This window comes from Nocardia sp. NPDC058658 (genome assembly GCF_042716665.1).
Classification (GTDB): domain Bacteria; phylum Actinomycetota; class Actinomycetes; order Mycobacteriales; family Mycobacteriaceae; genus Nocardia.
This window is the reverse complement of sequence record NZ_JBHXRR010000007.1, coordinates 213204-233453: the sequence shown is the minus strand read 5'-3', so window position 1 is coordinate 233453 and position 20250 is coordinate 213204. Positions and strand designations below refer to the sequence as shown.

Genomic DNA, 20250 nt, shown 5'->3' with positions numbered 1-20250 from the left:
ACTAACCACCTGTTCTGTCCATCCCGACTGCCGCGTGACGCTGTTGCGACTGTCCGGCGTTGCCGATCATCTCACTGAGCGCGACGATCGTCGCGCCGGCACCGGCACCCGGCGCCGCGACGGCCACCGCCGACTCGGTGAACACATGGCTCACCTCGTCGGTGCCGTCGTCGGGCGCCATCACCAGCGTCGCGCCCGCGATGCTCGCCGCGACGATCTCCAGCACACCGGCCACCGAATCCGGCCATCCGGCCGCTCTCGTGCGTGATTCGTAGGTGAGCCCGGCCTGCTGCACCACCCGCCCGGCCGCACCGGCGAGGACGTCGTAGCTGAGGCTACGACCGCCGCCGATGAAGGCCACATCGTCACCACGCAGGGCGCGGGTGCGGTGGGCGTAGCCGATCGGGCGCGGCGATTCGGCGGCCAGCTCGGCCACCAGCGCGGGGTCGGACAGGTCGTACCAGTCCAGGCCGTCCGGCGGGTCGAGGATGTCGAAGGCCAGGCCCAGTTTCACCTCGACCTGGTCGGGCACGTACCCGTCCATCGACATCAGCGGCACCACCGCGGCGCCCGCCTTGAGCACGGCCCAGGTGGCGATCGCCGCGTGCACGCCACGGTCGAGGCGCACCGCGACACCGGTGCCGGGCCCGGCACCGCGCGCGATCAGCGAGCGCGCCAATTGTGAAGAGCGGGCGTCGAACTGGTGATAGGTGAGGTCGCCGTCGCCCAGATCGATGGCGGGCGCGTCGGGGTCCTCCTCGACGGCGGCGGCCAGTTCCTGCGCGAGGGCGGCGCCGTTGGCCGACGGTGCGGGCGCGTAGGCGGCCGCGGTCAGCGCCCGTTCGCGTTCGTCGGCGTCGCGCAGGTCGATGTCACCGATGCGGACTCCCGGGTCGGCGGCCACGGCGGTGACGATCTCGGTGAGCCCGCGCACGATCGTCGCGATCGTGTGTTCTTCGAAAAGGTCGGTGGCATAGGTGATCACGACACCGAGCTGATCGGGTTCGCCGGTCGCGGTGTGCTGCGGCTGCACGTTGACCTGCAGGTCTACCTTGGCCGAGCGGGCGGTGAGGTCCATCGCCTCGATCGTGAGGCCGGGCAGGCGCAGCGCGGGTGTCTCGGTGTTGTGGAACGACAGCACCACCTGGAACAGCGGGTTGTGCGAGGTCGTTCCGGTGGGTGCCACCTCCTCGACGATGCGCTCGAACGGCAGGTCGGCGTTGGCGAACGCGGCGAGGCCGACTTCTCTCGCGGTGTCGACCAATTCGTCGAAGCCACGCTGCGGGTCGACCGCGGTGCGCAGGGTGAGCGTGTTGACGAACATGCCGACGAGATCGTCGAGTTCGGGTTCGCCGCGCCCGGCGATCGGGGTGCCGATCGCGATATCGGTGCTGCCGGAGATCCGGGCGAGCAGCGCGGCCAGCACCGCGTGCACGACCATGAACAGCGACGCGTTGTGCGCGCGGGCGATCTCGGCCAGCCCGACGTGGATCTCGGCGGGCAGCGTGGCGCGCAGTTCCGCACCGCGCAGCGAGGCGTGCGGTGGGCGGGGGTGGTCGTAGGGCAGTTCGACGGTGCCGGCCAGTCCGGCCAGCGCCGTGCGCCAGTAGTTCAATTGCCGTGCGGCGGTGGAGGTCTCGTCATCTTCGGAGCCGAGGACCGCGCGCTGCCACAGCGCGTAGTCGGCGTACTGCACCGGCAGTGGCGCCCAACTGGGCGAGCGGCCTTCCACCCGCGCCCGGTAGGCGATCGCCAGGTCGCGGGCCAGCGGGGCGAGGGAGGCGCCGTCGGCGATGATGTGCTGCACCACCACGGCGAGCACGTACTCTTCCTCCGCCAGCGGGTCGTCACCGGGGACTGTGAACAGCCCGGCGCGCAAGGGAACTCGGTCGGCGACGTCGAATCCGCCTGCGAGCAACCGCATCACCCGATCGCGCGGGTCGTCGCACTCCTCGACCGGCAGACCGGTCGGCAGCACCGCACTGACGGGCAGGATCTCCTGGTAGGGAACAGCTTCCGGACCGTCGGCGGGGAACCGGGTGCGCAGCGCCTCGTGGCGTTCGAGCACATCGGCGACGGCGTAGCGCAGCGCCGAGGTGTCGAGGGTGCCGCGCAACCGCAGCACCAGCGGGATGTTGTAGGCCGGGGAGTCGGGGTCGATGCGGTTGAGCAACCACATCCGCTGCTGCGCGGGCGAGAGCGGGATGACGCCGCGCTCCTGCGCCGGGGTGAGCGGCGGACGCGGCGCGGCCACCGAACCGGGTCGCACGCGCGCGGCGAGCGAGCCGACCGTCGGCGCCTCGAACAGGTCACGCACCACCAGGTCGGTGCTGAGCGCCTGATCGATGCGGGCGATGGCCCTGGTGGCCAGCAGCGAATTGCCGCCACGATCGAAGAAGTTGTCGTCGAGGCCGATCTCGGGCACACCGAGCAGGGCCGCGAAGACCTCGGCGACACTGAGTTCGATGGGGGTGCTCGGTGCGCGGAAGGTGGTGGCGGCGGTGAACTCCGGTGCCGGGAGCAGGGCCCGGTCGAGCTTGCCGTTGGTGGTCATCGGCAGCTCCGGGATCACCACCACCGCGTCGGGAACCATGTAGCCCGTGAGGAATTCGCCGACGGCGGCCCGCACGGCCACCGCGTCGAGCGTCGGGGCGGCCTGCGGGTCCGGGGCGTCTTCGGCGTCGATACGTCCGAAGCGTGCTCCGACAGGGGGTTTCGGCACGGTGTCGGGCTCGGCACTATCGGTGGCCGGGACGACGTAGGCGATCAGCCGGTCGCCCGCGTGTTCGTCGGCAGCCACGATGACCACCGACTGGCCGACGCCGGGCACCCGGAGCAGGGCGGCCTCGATCTCGCCCGGCTCGACGCGGAAGCCGCGCAGCTGGACCTGCTGGTCGCCGCGGCCGCCGTATTCGAGGGTGGGGGTGCCGCTCAACCCGATCCAGCGGCCGAGATCGCCGGACCGGTAGCGGCGGGCACCCGGCTCACCGAACGGGTCGGCGACGAAGCGGGTAGCGGTGAGACCGGGCTTGCCCAGGTACCCACGGGAGACCTGATTGCCCGCGATGTAGAGCTCACCGGCGACACCGAACGGAACGGGCCGCAGCCGGTCGTCGAGCACGACCACCGACAGACCGGGCAGCGCGCGCCCGATGAGGCTGCCGGGCAGTTCGCCGGTCTGGTCACTGTCCTCGTCGGTCGCTCGCGAGGTCAACAGCTGATGCGAGACGTGCACCGTGGTCTCGGTGATGCCGTACATATTGATGAGTTCCGGTGCGCCTGCACCGTTCCCGTAGCGGTCGTACCAGCGGCCGAGCTTGCGCGGGTCGAGGGCTTCGCCGCCGAAGATCACGTAGCGCAGCGGCAGTGCTTCGGCGCCCGCCGCCTGGGCGGCACGGTCGGCTTCATCGAGTTGGGCGAAGGCGGTGGGGGTCTGGCTCAGCACGGTCACGTGTTCGCGGGCCAGCAGTTCGCGGAACTCCAGCGGCGAACGGGAGGTGAGGTGGTCGACGACGACCACCGACGACCCGCCTGCCAGCGCGCACCACAGTTCCCAGACGGAGAAGTCGAAGGCGAAGGAGTGGAACACCGTCCACACGTCGTCGGTGTCGAAGGAGAACAGCAGCTGGGTGTTGGCGAACAGTTCGAGCACATTGCGATGGGTCACGCCGACGCCCTTGGGCAGGCCGGTGGAACCCGAGGTGTAGATGACGTAGGCCAGGTGATCGGGACGCAACGGGGCGCGGCGTTCCGAGGACCGCAGCGGCGCCGTGGTGAAGGCGAGTTCGTCGTCGAGCAGGACCACCGGCAGGTTCGCCAGCGAGGTTCCCAACGGCACCGTCGACAGCGGATCGCCCGCGGCGGGCGCCCCGAGCAGGTCGCGCTCGGCCGAGGTGGACAGCAGCACAGTGGGTTTCGCGTCGGAGAGCACGTATTCCAGGCGCTGCATGGGGTATCCGGAATCGATCGGGAGATATCCCGCGCCCGACAGCAGCACGGCCAGTAAAGCGACCGGCAGTTCCTCCGTGCGCGGAACGGCAACGGCCACCAGCGTTTCCGGGCCCGCACCCTGCGCGATGAGCGCACGCGCCAGTGCCGAGGCGCGGCCGATGAGGTCGGCGAAGGTCACCGACCGCTCCCCCGCCCGCACCGCGATCGCATCGGGACGCTGCTGGGCCTGGGCGCTGATCAGATCGGCGAGCGTCACCTCCGGCACCGGAATACCCGCCGAAGTCCCTTCGCGCAGCACGAATTCGCGTTCGCCGGGGGCGAGCAGGTCGATGTCGCCGACCGGCCGCGACGGATTCGCGACGACCGCGGCGAGGACCCTGGTCCAGCGGTCGGCGAAGTCGGCGACGGTGCCACGGTCGAAAAGGTCGGTGGCATAGACGAAATCGGCCACCATGCCCTGCGGTGCGCCGTCGGCACCGATGTGTTCGGCGAGTTCCACCTGCAGGTCGAACTTCGCCATCGGGACCGTGAAATCGGCGTCGGAGACGGTCAGGCCGGGGAGCGCGAGATCGGCGCGGCCCAGGTTCTGGAAGGTCAACATCACCTGGAACAGCGGGTGCCGCGCGGTCGAGCGAACCGGCTCGAGCAGTTCGACGAGTCGTTCGAACGGGACATCCGCATGACCGAAAGCCGCGAGGTCGCGCGCGCGGACCTCGGTGAGCAGGTCGGTGAAGCCGACCCCGGAATCCACCTCGGTGCGCAGGACGAGGGTGTTGACGAACATGCCGATCAGGTCGTCGAGGGCCTGCTCGCCGCGTCCGGCGACCGGGGTGCCGATCGCGATGTCGCGGGTGCCGGAGAGCCGGGCCAGCAGCACGGCCAGCGCGGCGTGCACCACCATGAACAGGGTGGCGTTGTGCACCCGGGCCAGCGCGGACAGACCGGCGTGTACCGAGGCGGGCACCTGAATGCTCAGCGTGCCGCCCGCCCGGCTCGAGACGGCGGGGCGCGGCCGGTCGGTGGGCAGTTCGAGCTGTTCGGGCAGGCCGGACAGAGTCGCCTCCCAGAAGGCGAGTTGCGCGGCCAGCAGCGAGTCCGGGTCGGTCTCTTCGCCGAGCAGTTCGCGCTGCCACAGCGTGTAGTCGACGTACTGCACCGGCAGCGGCGGCCAGTGCGGCGCGCCACCGCCGCGGCGCTCGGCGTAGGCGGTGAGCAGGTCCCGGATCAGCGGCGCGAAGGAGAAACCGTCGGCGGCGATGTGGTGCACCACGCAGACCACGACGTGCTCGGTCTCGGAGACCGCGAGCACCCGCACCCGCACCGGCGGCCCGGCGGTGACATCGAAGCCGGTCAGCGCGGCGACCCCGATCGCCTCGGTCACCTCGTCCTCGGCCACCTCCACGACCTCGAACTCGGGCATCGCGGCGGGGTCGCCCGCGGCCAGCACCACCTGGTGCCCTGCACCGTCGAGCACCGCGCCCTCGGTGGCACCGGCGGCCGGGTAGACCGTGCGCAGCACTTCGTGGCGGGCGATCAGGTCGGCGATCGCGCCGCGCAGGGCGGGCAGGTCGAGTCGACCGGACAGGCGCACCGCGACGGGGATGTTGTCCACGGCCGACGTGGGATCGAAGCGGTTGAGGAACCACATCCGCTGCTGGGCGTAGGACAGCGGGATCAGCTCGGGGCGAGGACGTGCCGTGAGCGGCAGCGCGTGCGCCGAAAGCCGTTGCTGTTCGGCGCGATTGGCCAGCGCGGCGACGGTCGGCGCCTCGAAGACGGTCTGCACCGGCACCCGCACGTCCAGCGCGGCACCGATGCGGGCCACGGCCTGGGCCGCGAGCAGCGAATCGCCACCCAACTCGAAGAAGTCGTCGTCGGCGCCGACCCGACCGGCACCGTCGCGCAGCAACAGCGCCGCGAACACATCGGCCACCACCTGTTCGGCCGGGGTGGCGGGCGCGCGGAAACCGCGCACGGCGAACACCGGCGTCGGCAGCGCGGCCCGATCGAGCTTGCCGACCGAAGTCAGCGGGAGCTCGTCGAGAACCATGATCACCGACGGAATCATGTACGCGGGCAAGGATTGCGCGATGAACTCCGCCAGCTCGCCGGTGTCGACGGTGGCGCCGACGCGGGGCAGCACATAGGCGACGAGGGCGGTCGCGCCCGAGGGCGTCGCGCGGCCGAGGGTCACCGCGTAGTCGAGGTCGGGATGCGCGGTGAGCGCGTTGTCGATCTCGCCGAGCTCGATCCGGAAACCGCGCACCTTCACCTGGAAGTCGGTGCGGCCCAGGTATTCCAGCGTGCCGTCGGGGTCGTATCGGCGCACCAGATCGCCGGTGCGGTACAGCCTGCCCGGCCCGAACGGCGAGGCGACGAAACGCTGCGAAGTCAGCCCCGGCCTGCCCAGATACCCCTGCGCGAGCGCGGGACCGGACAGGTACAGCTCACCGACGACCCCGGCGGGCACCGGCCGCAACCGCGAGTCGAGCACGTACAGCCCCATGCCGGGAACCGCGGTGCCGATGGTGATCGGCGCGTGCGGCGCCAGCGCGGCGGTACTGGTGGCGAGGATGGTCGCCTCGGTCGGCCCGTACCCGTTGTAGAAGGCCCGCCCGTCGGTGGCCCAGCGGCCGACCAGCTCGGGACCGAACCGGTCGCCCGCGACGACCACGGTCGTCAGATCCGGCAGCTCGGCCGGGTCGACGGATTCGAGCGCGCCAGGGGTGATCAGCAGATGGGTCACGCGCTCGCGGCGCAGCAGGTCCGACAGTTCGTGCCCGCCGAACACCCGAGGCGGCGAGATCACCAGCGTCGCACCGACCCCGAACGGCAACAGCAGCTCGAGCACCGACACATCGAAGTTCGGCGAGCAAACATGCAGCACCCGCGAATCCGGTTCCACACCGAAGTGTTCGCGCTCGGCGGCGACCAGCGTTGCCAGCCCGGCGTGCGTCACGACGACGCCCTTGGGCTTGCCGGTGGAGCCGGAGGTGTAGATGACGTAGGCGGGGTGGTCCTCGTCGATCGGGCGGACCCGGTCGGCGTAGCTGACCGTATGCCCCGGTCGCACGGCGATGCGCTCGGCGACAACGGGATCGTCGAGTTCGATCCAGTACGCGGTGGTGCCGAGGCGGGCGCGGTGCGCGGCGGTGGTCAGGCCGATGCTCGCGCCGGAATCGGCGACGATGTGGGCGATCCGGTCGGCCGGGTAGGCCGGGTCCACCGGCACGAACGCGGCGCCCGCCTTGGCGACGGCCCAGACCGCGAGCACGGATTCGATCGAACGCGCGATCGCGATCGCGACGACATCGCCCGCGCCCATGCCACGGTCGATGAGTTCCCGTGCCAGGCGCGAGGATTGCTCGTCGAGCTCGCGATAGCTGAGCTGCCGTTGCGCGCCCGGCTCCCCCGTCGGATTATAGCGAAGCGCGATCGAATCGGCTGCGGATTCCACGGCGGCCGTGAGCAGCTGACCGAACAACGGTGCGCCGACCGCCCGTCGGCGACCGGCACGGTCCGTACGGCGGGGGGTTTCCACAGACAAATACACCTCTCGCGTCCGGCAGCCGAGTCGGACACAGCATAGCCACACCTACACTGCCACTGCCGACCGTCGCCGGGGTGTGCGCCATGACACACCCACTCTATCGATTCGGAATCGTAGTGCCCATGGAGCGCATTACGGACAGGTATCGCAATGCCTGTCCGCGGCGCCACCGCACAGCTATCCCGAAGCGTCCAGCAGACCCGTGAGGATCGGCGCGATCGTCGCCACCGCCTCGGGTGAAGTCATGCCCTGATGCGTCACGGCCACCGGATGATCGGTGATCGCGCCGGCGACCCGGCGCCGCCACAGCGAGGCTCCGCCGTGCGGGCGAACGCCCTCGGTGTCGACCATCGCGGTGAAGTAGGTGAGATCGCCCTCCCACACGGCCGGTTCCAGCGTGGCCGACACCTCCACCAGGTGCAGCGCACCACGGTATATCCCGGCGAACTGCTCGGCGGTCAGCGGCGAATCCCCGGCCAGCAGGGCCGACAGCGCGCCCATCGCCGCGTCGTCGAGTTCGTGCAGACGATCGGCCGACGGCAGCTGTTCGTCGGGGATACCCATGTCGACGAAGGCCTGGCGCAGTTCGGCACGGAATTCGTTCGGGTCCGCGTCGGGCACGCTGTCCAGCATCGCCACCAGGTTCACGTCCTCGCCCGCGGCCCGCAGCTCGATGGCGATCGCCTGGGCGAGAGTGCCGCCGAGCGACCAGCCGAGCAGGTGGTACGGCCCGTGCGGCTGCGCGGCGCGAACCTCGGCCACGTACCGCTCGACCAGTTCGCGTGCGGTGGCGGGCCGGAAATCCGGCTCGGTCAGCGCCGGCGACTGGATACCCAGAATCGGTCGGCCTGCCGGAAGATGTTCGGCCAGAACCGAATACACCCAGGCCAGCCCGGACATCGGGTGCAGGCAGATCAGCGGCGGCAGTGTCCCCTCCTGGCGGATGGGCAGCAGCACGCCGAGGGCGGACGCGAGGTCGGACTTGCCGGTACCGCCGGCCGTCAGCCGCTCGGCCAGCTGGGCGACCGTGGAGGAACTGAAGAACGAGGCGACGGTGAGGTCGGCCCCCGCCGTCTCCCGCAGCCGGGCGACGACCTGGGTGGCCAGCAGCGAGTTTCCGCCGAGTGCGAAGAAGTCGTCGTCGAGACCGACCTCGTCGAGTCCGAGCACGGTGGCGAACGCCTGCGCGACGGCGATCTCGTTCGGGGTGCGCGCGGGACGGAACGCCGCCTGTTCGAACACCGGTGCGGGCAACGCCTTTCGGTCGAGCTTGCCGACCGGGGTCAGCGGCACCTCGTCGAGGACCACCACCGCCGCGGGCACCATGTGCGCGGGCAGGGTGCGCGCCGCGAACGCCGTGAGGTCGGCGGGGATGATGATCTGCCCCGTCACCGCCCGCACGTAGGACACCAATGCTGTTGTCCCGGGGGTAGTTTCGACACCGAGGGTGGTCACGAACTCCACCGCGGGGTGCGTGCCGAGTACCGCGTCGATCTCGCCGAGTTCGATGCGGAAGCCACGGATCTTCACCTGGAAGTCGCTGCGGCCCACGTACTCCACTGCCCAGTGCGCGGTCGCTTCCCCCGCATCGTTGCCCGCCCGCTGATCCGGTGCGGCGAACCAGCGCACGATGTCGCCGGTGCGGTAGAGCCGCGAGCCCGGTGCGCCGAACGGATTGGCCACGAACCGTTCCGCCGACAAACCGGGACGGTTGCGGTAACCGCGCGCGAGCCCGGCACCGGCCAGGTACAGCTCACCGGCCACACCAGGCGGCACCGGCCGCAGCCGCTCGTCGAGCACCAGCAGCGACGAGCCGTTGACCGGGGTGCCGATGGTGATCTGCCGACCGGGCAGCAGGTGGGCCGCGGAGCTGATGACGGTCGCCTCGGTGGGGCCGTACGCATTGATGTAGCGGCGCCCCTGCCCCCATTTCGCCACCAGTTCCGGCCCGGTGATGTCGCCGCCGACCATCACGGCTTCGAGGTGGTCGAGCCCGCGCGGATCGAGGGTGCCGAGCACAGCAGGTGTGAAGATCGCGTGGGTGACCTGCTCGGACCGCAGCAGCTGGGCCATGTCTTCGCCACCGATGATCTCGGCGGGCGGGATCACCAGCGTCGCACCGGTATACAGGGCGCTGACCCATTCCAGCACCGAGGGGTCGAAGCTGGGCGAGCAGATATGGGCGAAGCGGTGATCCGTACGGAGTTGATGCTGATCCGCGGCGCAGTCGGCGAGCATGGCCACGCCCTGATGCGTCACAGTGACGCCCTTGGGCAGACCGGTCGAGCCCGAGGTGTAGATGACGTAGGCCGGGTGGTGCATGCGCAACGGGGATACCCGGTCGAGGTCGGTGATCGGGTCGGCGCTGTAGGTGTCGATGTCGGCCTGGGTCGCCGGGTTGTCCAGTGCCAGCCAGTGCGCGTCGCCGGGCACTCGACCCGCGTGCTCGCTGCTGGTGACGCCGAGTACCGCAGCCGAATCGGTGAGCATGTGGCGCACCCGGTCGGCGGGATAGGACGGGTCGACCGGCACGTGCGCACCGCCGGCTTTGCTCACCGCGAGCGCGGCCAGCACCATGTCGTAGGAGCGCGGGAAGGCCAGTGCCACCAGCTGTTCCGGGCCGACACCGTGGGCGATGAGCAGCCGGGCGAGCTGGTTGGAGCGATCGTCGAGTTCGCCGTAGCTGATCGACCGGCCGCGATAGCGCACCGCCACCCGTTTCCGGCCGAAGCGGGTACCGGCGGTGAGCAGTTCGGGGAGCAGGCCACCCGATGACACTGCGTCGCCACGGATCTGGGTGAGGACGTCGTACTCGCGCGGCGAGAGCAGTTCCAGATCCGCCACCGCCGTACCGGGCGCGGCAACGAACGCGCGCAGCAGTCGCACGAAACGCCGGGCGAATACCTCGACCGTCGCGTCGTCGAAAAGGTCACGGGCGAAACCGAATTCGGCGTACATGCCGTCGTCGCCGAGTTCACGCATGGTCAGCGACAGATCGAATTTGGCTGTCTCGACATCGAATTCGACACCGGACACCCGCAGGCCGGGCATTTCGAAGCTGCTCTCGGGCAGGTTCTGCAAGGCCAGCGCCACCTGGAACAGCGGGTTGCGCGCGGTCGAGCGGGCGGGCGCGACCATTTCGACGAGTCGTTCGAACGGCAGGTCCGCGTGCGCGAACGCCTGCAGATCGGTCTGCTTGACGCGGGCGAGCAGGTCGGTGAACGTCGCGGCCCGGTCCACCTCGGTGCGCAGCACCAACGTGTTGACGAACATGCCGACCAGATCGTCGAGTTCGGCCTCACCACGACCCGCGATCGGCGTACCGACGGCGATATCGGTGGTGCCCGACAGTCGGGCCAACAGCACCGCCAGCGCGGTGTGCATCACCATGAACAGCGTCGAGTTCTCGCGTCGGGCGAGCCCACGCAGTCCGGCGGTGAGTTCGGCGTCGACCTCGAACACCACCTTGCCGCCGCGGAACGACTGGACGGCGGGCCGCGGTCGATCGGCGGGCAGGTTCAGCTCGTCGGGGAGCCCGGCCAGCGTGCGCTGCCAGTATCCGGCCTGCGCGGCGAGCAGGCTGTCGGCGTCGTTCTCGGTGCCGAGGACTTCGCGTTGCCAGAGGCTGAAGTCGGCGTACTGCACCGGCAGCGGCGCCCAGCCGGGCGCCACACCGGCGGCGCGGGCGGCATAGGCCACCATGACGTCCCTGGTCAGCGGGCCCATCGACCAGCCGTCGGCGGCGATGTGGTGGGCGACGAAAACCAGGACGTGGTCGGTGGTCTCGCTGTCGACGACGCGCAGCAGCGCCGCGCGCACCGGCACCGCGGTGGTGACGTCGAAGCCCGCGCCGACGATCTCGCCGATCCGGTCGGGCAGTTCGGCGAAGGTCACCGGCTCGGGAGCCAGGTCCGGCGCCGCCTGGTCCGCGGACACGATCACCTGCGCCGCGGCGCCCGACACCGCCGGGTACACCGTGCGGAGCACCTCGTGCCGTTCGATCACATCGCGCAGTGCCAGCGCCAAGGCCGCCACGTCGAGGTCGCCGGACAGCCGCACGGCGACCGGGATGTTGTACGCGGAAAGGGAGGTGTCGAACTGGTTGACCAGCCACATCCGCTGCTGCGCGGGCGAGAGCGGAATCTGCTGCGGTCGTGCTCGCGGGGTGAGCGCGACCCGACCGCCCGCACCCGCGTACTGCTCGACCTTCACCGCGAGCGCGCCGACCGTACTCGCCTCGAACAGCGCGCGCACCGGCACCCTGGCGTCGAAGGCGGCGCCGAGGCGGGCCGCGACCTGGGTGGCCAGGAGGGAGTTGCCGCCGAGTCCGAAGAAATCGTCGTCGATGCCGACGCGCTCGGCACCGAGGACGTCGGCGAAGACACCGGCGACGATCTCCTCGATCGGGGTCGACGGGGCGCGGAAGGCCGTGGTCTCGAATTCCGGCTCCGGCAATGCCTTTCGATCGAGCTTGCCGTTGACGTTCAACGGCAGTGCGTCCATGACGACGAACGCGGCGGGCACCATGTAGGACGGCAGACCAGCCGACAGTGTCGACTTGACCTGTGCCACATCGATGTTCGCACCGACCAAGTAAGCGACCAGGCGGTCACCGGTCAGCGGGTCGGACTTCGCGAGCACCACGGCCTGGGCGATTTCGGGCAGGGCGAGCAGGGCGGCTTCGATCTCGCCGAGTTCGATGCGGAAGCCGCGGATCTTCACCTGGAAATCGGTGCGGCCTCGGTAGTCGAGTTCGCCGTCCTGCCAGGCGACGAGGTCGCCGGTGCGGTACATCCGTGCGCCTGCGGGGCCGAAGGGGTCGGCGACGAAGCGGTCGGCGGTCATGGCGGGGAGGGCGTGGTAGCCCCTGGCCAGTTGGGCGCCGGACAGGTACAGCTCGCCGGAGACGCCGTCGGGGACGGGGTTCAGGCGCGAATCCAGCACGTAGACGCGGCTGTTCCACTCGGGGGTGCCGATGGAGACCGAGCCCTGGTCGGCGGCGGTGACCAGGTGCGAGGTGATCGATACCGCGGCTTCGGTGGGACCGTAGAGGTTGTACAGCGCCACCTCGGGGCAGCGTGTGCGCAGGCGTTGTGCCACGGCGGCGGGTAGTGCTTCGCCGATGGCGAGTACCCGGCGCAGGCCGGCGAGTCCGGCGGCGTCGGTGGTGAGCAGGGCGTCGAGCATGGAGGGGACGGCGTGCAGGGTGGTGACATGCTCGCGGGCCATGAGGGCGTCGAGGTAGGCGGGGTCGCGATGGCCGTCCGGGTCCGCGATGACGAGTCGTCCACCCGAGACTGCGGCCGACCAGAATTCCCAGACCGAGAGGTCGAAGGTGGCGGCGGTCTTGAGCAGGACCGCGTCGTCGGGGCCGAGGCCGAATTCCGCTGTCTTCCACAGCAACTGGTTGACCACGGCGGCGTGCGGAACCGCCACACCCTTCGGACGACCGGTGGAGCCGGACGTGAAGATCACGTACGCGGTGTTCTCCGAACGCAGCGGCTTCGTACGCTCGATGTCGTAAACCGGTGCGGCACTGAAAGCTTCGAGTTCGAGTGCGTCGATGCGCACCACAGGGGCGACATCGGTGGTGAACTCGGCATTGGTCAGCACGCAGACCGGTGCCGCCGTCTCGAGGATGTAGTCGGTGCGCTCCGCCGCCTGATCGGGATCGACCGGCACATACGCACCACCGGACTTGGCGACCGCGTACATCGCGACAACCAGATCCACCGAGCGACGCATCGCCAACGCGACCCGCGACTCCGGGCCCACACCGAGCGAGAGGAGGTGCCGCGCAAGGCGATTCACTTTCGCATCGAGTTCGCCGTAGGTCAGGGCCGTCGATGAGGGCTGGTGGTCGGCCGACAGAGGGACGAGGTTCGCGGAGCTGGTCGATGTGGGGAGAGCAAGCTGGGCGCCATCGTCAGCGACCAGCGCGGTCGCCGTCGGGTTGGCGGCCACGGTCGCGTCGAGCAGCGAGACCAGAGTGGCCTCGATGTCCACCGGGCTGGTGGTGGCGTTGCGGGTGTCGAGGATCTGGGTGCGTTCGGCCGGTGCGAGGAGTTCGATATCGCCGACCACCGCAGAGGCGTCGGCGACGACCGCGGTGAGCAGGCGGTCGAGCCGGGCGAGGAAATCGACCACGGTCGCTTCGTCGAACAGCTCGGTGGCGTAGGTGAGGAAACCGCCGATGCCCGTGGGCGCGCCGGTTTCGTCGTAGCTGTCGGAGACGATCAGGTGCAGATCGAACTGGGAGACATCGGTTTCCGCGTTCACCGGCGCCACCGTCAGGCCCGGCAGCTCCAGTGCGCTGCGCGCCATGTTCTGGAAGGACAGGCCCACCTGGAACAGCGGGTGGTGGGCGGTGGTGCGCGGCGGACTCAGTGCCTCGACAAGCCGCTCGAACGGGATGTCGGCGTGGGAGAAGGCGGCCAGGTCGGTTTCGCGCTGGGCAGCGAGGAGGTCGGTGAAGGTCTCGCCGCCGTGCAGGCGGGTGCGGAAGACGACCGTGTTGACGAACATGCCGATCAGGTCGTCGAGTTCGCGCTCACCGCGCCCGGCCACCGGGGTGCCGATGGCGATGTCGGTCGAGCCCGACAGCCGGGCCATGAGCACGGCGAAGGCGGTGTGCACCACCATGAACAGGGTCGCGTTGTGTTCGCGGGCCAGCTTCACCAACCCGGCGTGGACCGCCGGGCTGATGTCGACGGTGCGGCGGGCACCGACCAGCGAGGCCACGGCCGGGCGCGGGCGGTCGGCGGGCAGTTCGAGCAGGTCGGGCAGGTCGGCGAGTTCGGTGCGCCAGTAGTCGAGCTGGCGGGCGGCGACCGAGTCGGCGGTGTTCTCGTCGCCGAGTACCGCGCGCTGCCACAGCGCGTAGTCGGCGTACTGCACGGACAGGGGCGCCCAGCCGGGTTCGCCGCCGGTGGCGCGGGCGGCGTAGGCGGTCATGATGTCGCGTACGAGGGGGCCCATCGAGGAGCCGTCGGCGGCGATGTGGTGGGCCACCACGGCCAGCACGAACTCATCGGCGCCTTCTTCGACCGCGAACAGCCGAACGCGGATCGGCACATCGTGGGTGACGTCGAACGGCATCATCGCCAGCGCGTACACCTCGGCGGCGACCTGGTCGGCCGCCACCGGAGTGGCCGTCAGCCCGGTCGGCGGGCCGACCGGCAGCACCACCTGGCTGGGCCCCGCCGCAGTTTCGGGGTACACGGTGCGCAGTACTTCGTGCCTGGCCACCACATCGTCGAAGGCAGCGCTGAGCGCCGCGATGTCGAGGTCGCCGGTGAGCCGCAGCGCGAACGGCAGGTTGTAAGCCGCCGAGCCCGAGCTCACCGCGCCGTCGCCACCGTCTTCGAAGCGGTTGAGGAACCACATGCGCTGCTGCGCCAGCGACAGCGGAAGTTGTTGCGGGCGTTCGATACTGCCCAGCTTCACGACCGGACCGTCGCGTCGTCCGGTCCCGATCGCCGCGGCCAGCGCGGTGACGGTGGGTGTCTCGAACAGTGCGCGCACCGGCACCCGGTCGCCGAGGGCGGCGCCGAGGCGGGCCACCACCTGGGTGGCCACCAGGGAGTTGCCGCCGAGGGCGAAGAAGTCGTCGTCGGCGCCGACCCGCTCGATCCCGAGCACCTCGGCGAACACACTGGCCACGATCTCCTCGACCGGCGTGGACGGCGCACGGAACTCACCCGCCCCGAACACCGGTTCCGGCAAGGCTTTTCGGTCGAGCTTGCCGCTGGGGTTCAGCGGGAACGCTTCCAGTGCCACGATGACCGACGGAATCATGTATGCCGGAAGCACTTCGGTGATCGCAGCCCGCAACACGTCGGGCTCGATCTCGTGGCCCGGAGTGGGTACGGCGTAGGCCACCAGCTGATCACCCAGCGCCGAACCCATCACCAACGCGACGACCTGACTCACGGAAGGCTGTGCCAGTAGCGCGGTTTCGATCTCGCCGAGTTCGATGCGCTGGCCACGGAACTTCACCTGGAAGTCGGTGCGGCCGATGTAGTCGAGCCGCGCGGGCAGCTCGCCGACGCCCGCCCGCCACAGCACGAGGTCGCCGGTGCGATACATCCGCGCACCGTCGCCGAACGGGCTGGCCACGAACCGATCCGAGGTCAGATCGGGGCGGCGCACATAGCCCCGGGCCAACTGGTCGCCTGCCAGATACAGCTCACCGGGCACCCCGGCGGGAACCGGACGCAACCGCCCGTCCAGCACATAGACCTCGACATTCCACTCCGGCAGACCGATCGGCACCGAGCCGCGCTCGTCGCCACGGGCCTGCCAGTAGGTCACCGAGACCGCGGCCTCGGTGGGCCCGTAGAGGTTGTGCACCCGCGCGGCCGACACCTCGGCGAACGCGGCGACGGTCTCCGGCGGCAATGCCTCACCGATGACGAACACCTCGCGCAGGCTGTCGAGCAGGCCGGGTGCGGTGTGGGTGGCGAAGACGGTGAGCATCGAGGGCACGAAGTCGGTGACCGTAACCCCGTGCCGGGCAACCATGTCGGCGACATAGGCCGGATCACGGTGCCCGTCGTGGGTGGCGACCACCAGCTTCGCGCCGGTGCGCAGCGGCATGAAATAGCCCCACAGCGACACGTCGAAGGTGGTGGCGGTCTTCTGCAGGTACACGTCGTCGGGGCCGAGTGGGTATTCGGCCAGCATCCACGCGGTCTGGTTGTGGATGGCGGCGTGTGAGACGGCCACACCCTTGGGGCGGCCGGTGGAGCCGGAGGTGAAGATGACGTACGCGGGGTTCTCCGGTCGCACCGGGCGCCGCAGTTCGGCCGGGCGGACTTCGGTGTCGGCGTATCCGCTCAGCTCGACCGAATCCAGCAGCACCAGTTCGGTTCCCGCGGGCATGGTCACCGCGTCCGTGCTGGTGGAGAGCACGCAGGTGGGCTGGGCGGTGTCGAGGATGTGGGCGATGCGTTCGGCCGGATGATCGGGATCGAGCGGCACGTAGGCGCCACCCGCGGTGATGATGGCGTACATGCCGACGACCAGGTCGAGTGAGCGCCGAACCGCCAGGCCGACAAGGGATTCCGCGCCGACCCCGCGCTCGATGAGCAAGCGCGCCAGGCGGTTGACCCGCTGATCGAACTCGCGATAAGTCAGGCTCGCGGAGCGAGTCGATGAGGGGCGGTGGTCGGGCGACGGGTGGGCGAGCTCGGCGCCTTCGTAGTGCACCGCGATCGCGTCGGGATGGGCGAGGACTGCGCGGCGGTAGCCGTCGAGAAGCAGTTCCGGCGCCAGCATCCGACGAGTGTCGTTCCAGCCGTGCAGGATTCGTTCCCGCTCAGGCTCGCCGAGCAGTTCGACGGTACCGATGGCCGCATCGGGGGCGGTGGTCACCGATTCCAGCAACCGCACCAGCCGTTCGGCGAACACGGCGACGGTGGCTTCGTCGAACAGCTCGGTGGCGTAGGTGAAGGTGGCGGTCAGGCCGTCGTTGCCCGCACCCTTCGGCGTGATCGACAGCTGCAGATCGAATTTCGCTACCGCACCGTCGAGTTCGACCGCCTCTGCGGTCAGTCCCGGCAGTTCGACCTGGGGTGTGTCGAAGTTGTTGAAGAACAGCGCGACCTGGAACAGCGGGTGATGCGCCTGCGTGCGCACCGGGTCGAGCACCTCGACGAGCCGCTCGAACGGCAGCTCGGCGTGCGAGAACGCCGCCAGGTCGGTCTCTTTCACCTGTTCGAGGAGTTCGGTGAACGAGGCCGCCGGATCGATCCTGGTCCGCAGCACCAGGGTGTTGACGAACATGCCGACCAGATCGTCGAGTGCCGCCTCGCCGCGACCAGCGACCGGTGAACCGATGACGATGTCGTCCTGGCCTGCCAGCCGGGCGAGCAGTGCGGCGAATGCGCTGTGTACCACCATGAACGGTGACGCACCACCCGCGTGGGCGAGTTGGTCGATCCGGGCCTGCAGCGCGGGATCGAGGTCGAAGAAGAACACCGCGCCCCGCCCGGAGGCGACGGTCGGACGTGGCCGATCAGCGGGAAGATCGAGCCGATCCGGTACGCCGGCGAGAGCGTCACGCCAGTACCGGATCTGGGCCGTGGCCAAGGATCGAGGATCGTGCTCGGTGCCGAGCATCGCGCGCTGCCACAGCGTGTAGTCGGCGTACTGCACGGCCAGCGGAGCGAAAACCGGTGTCGCGCCGACGCGCCGGGCGAGGAAGGCGGTGAGCAGGTCACGCACGAACGGCCCGATCGAGGCGCCGTCGGCGGTGATGTGGTGGGCCACGACTGCGAGGACGTGCTCTTCTGGACCGAGCTCGGCCAGGCCCACCCGCAGCGGAACCTGCGCCGCCACATCGAACCCGGTGGAGGCCAATCCGGCCAACCATCCGGGGACCTCGTCGGCGGTCATCGGCTGCGAATGCAGTTGCGGCACAGCCTGTTCAGCGGTCAGGATCAGCTGGTAGCCACTGCCGTCGGCGGGGTGGTCGGCGTCGACGGTGGTGCCCGCATCGAACACCGGGTAGACGGTGCGCAGCGACTCGTGTCGTTCGACCAGGTCGGCGAACGCCGCGCGCAGGGCCGCCACGTCGAGGGGGCCCGTCAGCCGCAGCGCGAACGGGATGTTGTTGGCCGCCGAGGCGGCGTCGAACTGAGAGAGGAACCACATGCGCTGCTGAGCCAGCGACAGTGGGATGTAGTCGGGACGCGGCATCGGCGCCAACGGCAGTCGAGGCGTGTCCTGGTCGGCCAGCGGGGCGAGCGCGGCCGCGAGTTCGGCCACGGTCGTCGCGGTGAACAGCAGCCGGGCGGGCACCCGCGCGGCGATCTCGGCACCGAGACGTGCCGCGACCCTGGTGGCGACCAGCGAGTTGCCACCGAGTTCGAAGAAGTCGTCGTCGGCGCCGATCGGGTCGGTGGGTTCGAGCAGTTCGGCGTAGACCGTCGCGACCAGCTTCTCGAATCGGCCCTCCGGCGCGCGAAACTCCTTGAGCCGCAACTGCGGTGCGGGCAGTGCCGCGCGATCCAGCTTGCCGACGGGGGTCAGCGGCACCCGGTCGAGGACGGTGATCGACTGCGGCACCATGTGCGCGGGCAGGCTGCGCGCGGCGTGCGCGGTGAGTTCGTCGACGTCGATCTGCGCGCCGGTGGCGGCGTGCACGTAGGCCGCGAGCATGGTCGCGCCGGTGTCGAGGGTGTGGCCGACGGTGACCGCGAAGTCGACTGGTTCATGCGCGGCGAGCACCGCGTCGATCTCGCCGAGTTCGATCCGGAAACCACGGATCTTGACCTGGAAGTCGTTGCGCCCCAGGTATTCCAGCTCGCCGGTCGCGAGCCGACGAACCAGGTCGCCGGTGCGGTACAGCCGTGAACCCGAGCTGTCGAACGGGTTCGCCACGAAGCGGGAAGCGGTGAGGCCGGACCGATCGTGGTACCCGCGCGCCAGCTGGGCACCAGTGATGTAGAGCTCGCCCATCACACCGTCCGGCACCGCCGAAAGTCGTTCGTCGAGAACGAATTCGGTGATACCGCGGGTCGGCGCGCCGATGGTGACCCGTTCACCGGCGACCAGCGGGTCACTGATGTTGGTCATGATCGTGGTCTCGGTGGGCCCGTAGCCGTTGAAGAACTCGCGGCCGTCAATAGCCCAGCGCCGCACCAACTCCGGTGGGCAGGCCTCGCCACCCGCGACCACGACCCGGAAATCGTCGAGGTCGGCCGGGTCGATCGAGGCGAGCACGGCGGGGGTGATGAAGCCGTGCGTCACCCGTTCCCGGCGCAGCAGCGCTACCAGTTCGTCGCCGCCGAGGACCTCGGGCGAGACGACGACCATGGTCGCGCCGCCGCCGAGGGCGAGCAGCAATTCGAGCACCGAGGCGTCGAACGAGGGCGAAGCGAAGTGCAGGGTCCGCGCCTGCGGGGTGAGCATGTAGCGCTCGCGCTGTTCTTCGCAGAATCCGGCCAGCCCGGCCTGGGTGACCACCACACCCTTCGGGGTGCCGGTGGATCCCGAGGTGTAGATGACGTAGGCCGGGTGCTCGGCGCGGATCGGGCGGGTCCGCTCGGCGCCGGTGATGGTCTCGATCGGGTACTCGGCGAGCTGTGCCGCGAATTCCGGGTTGTCGAGCACCAGCCACTGCACGGCCAGGGGGAGGTCGGCGTGTACCGCCTCGACGGTGAGGCCGAGCACCGCACCGGAGTCGGTGACCATGTGCGCGACGCGGTCGGCGGGGTAGTTCGGGTCGACGGGGACGAACCCCGCGCCGGTCTTGGCCACCGCCCAGACAGCGAGTACCGACTCGATCGACCGCGGAATTCCGACCGCGACCAGGCTCTCCGGGCCGACGCCCAGGTCGATCAGATACCGGGCCAGCCGCGTCGAGCGCTCGTCGAGTTCGGCGTAACCGAGGCTCGCCACGGTGGCGGTGCCGTCGGCGAACACCACCGCGGTGCCGCCCGAGTTGGCCTCGACCGCGGCTGACATGAGCTGCGGGAGGGTCACGACGTGGGCCCGCCGAGTGCGAGTCGGGCGCTGCCTGGCCGGACGAGTCATGCTTGTGTTCCCTCGAGAATCCCGATAACGCCGGCAGTGCCGATGACACGGTCGAGGTGCGCGAATCGGCACCTGGCGACCGTCTGTAAACCGGTGAGTCGACGCGTACCGTTACATCGGGAGCAGCGGGGAATGTTCACAGACCAGTCCCTCTCGCATCGATCGACTCAACTGAGCACAGCGTATCGCCGGGCCCTGATGAGACGCAC

Annotated in this window: 1 protein-coding gene and 1 pseudogene; both read right to left on the bottom strand. The window is 70.0% G+C overall.

Annotated features, from left to right (window positions below; translation table 11 throughout):
* Position 1 precedes the first annotated feature (1 nt).
* Positions 2 to 7492: an amino acid adenylation domain-containing protein gene (locus ACFWUP_RS14125; RefSeq protein ID WP_379234165.1), complete on the bottom strand. Its 7491-nt coding sequence runs from the start codon at positions 7490 to 7492 to the stop codon at positions 2 to 4.
* A 186-nt stretch (positions 7493 to 7678) separates the two neighbouring features.
* Positions 7679 to 19993, bottom strand: a pseudogene (locus ACFWUP_RS14120) (amino acid adenylation domain-containing protein); the annotation flags it as partial.
* Between the last annotated feature and the right edge of the window lie 257 nt (positions 19994 to 20250).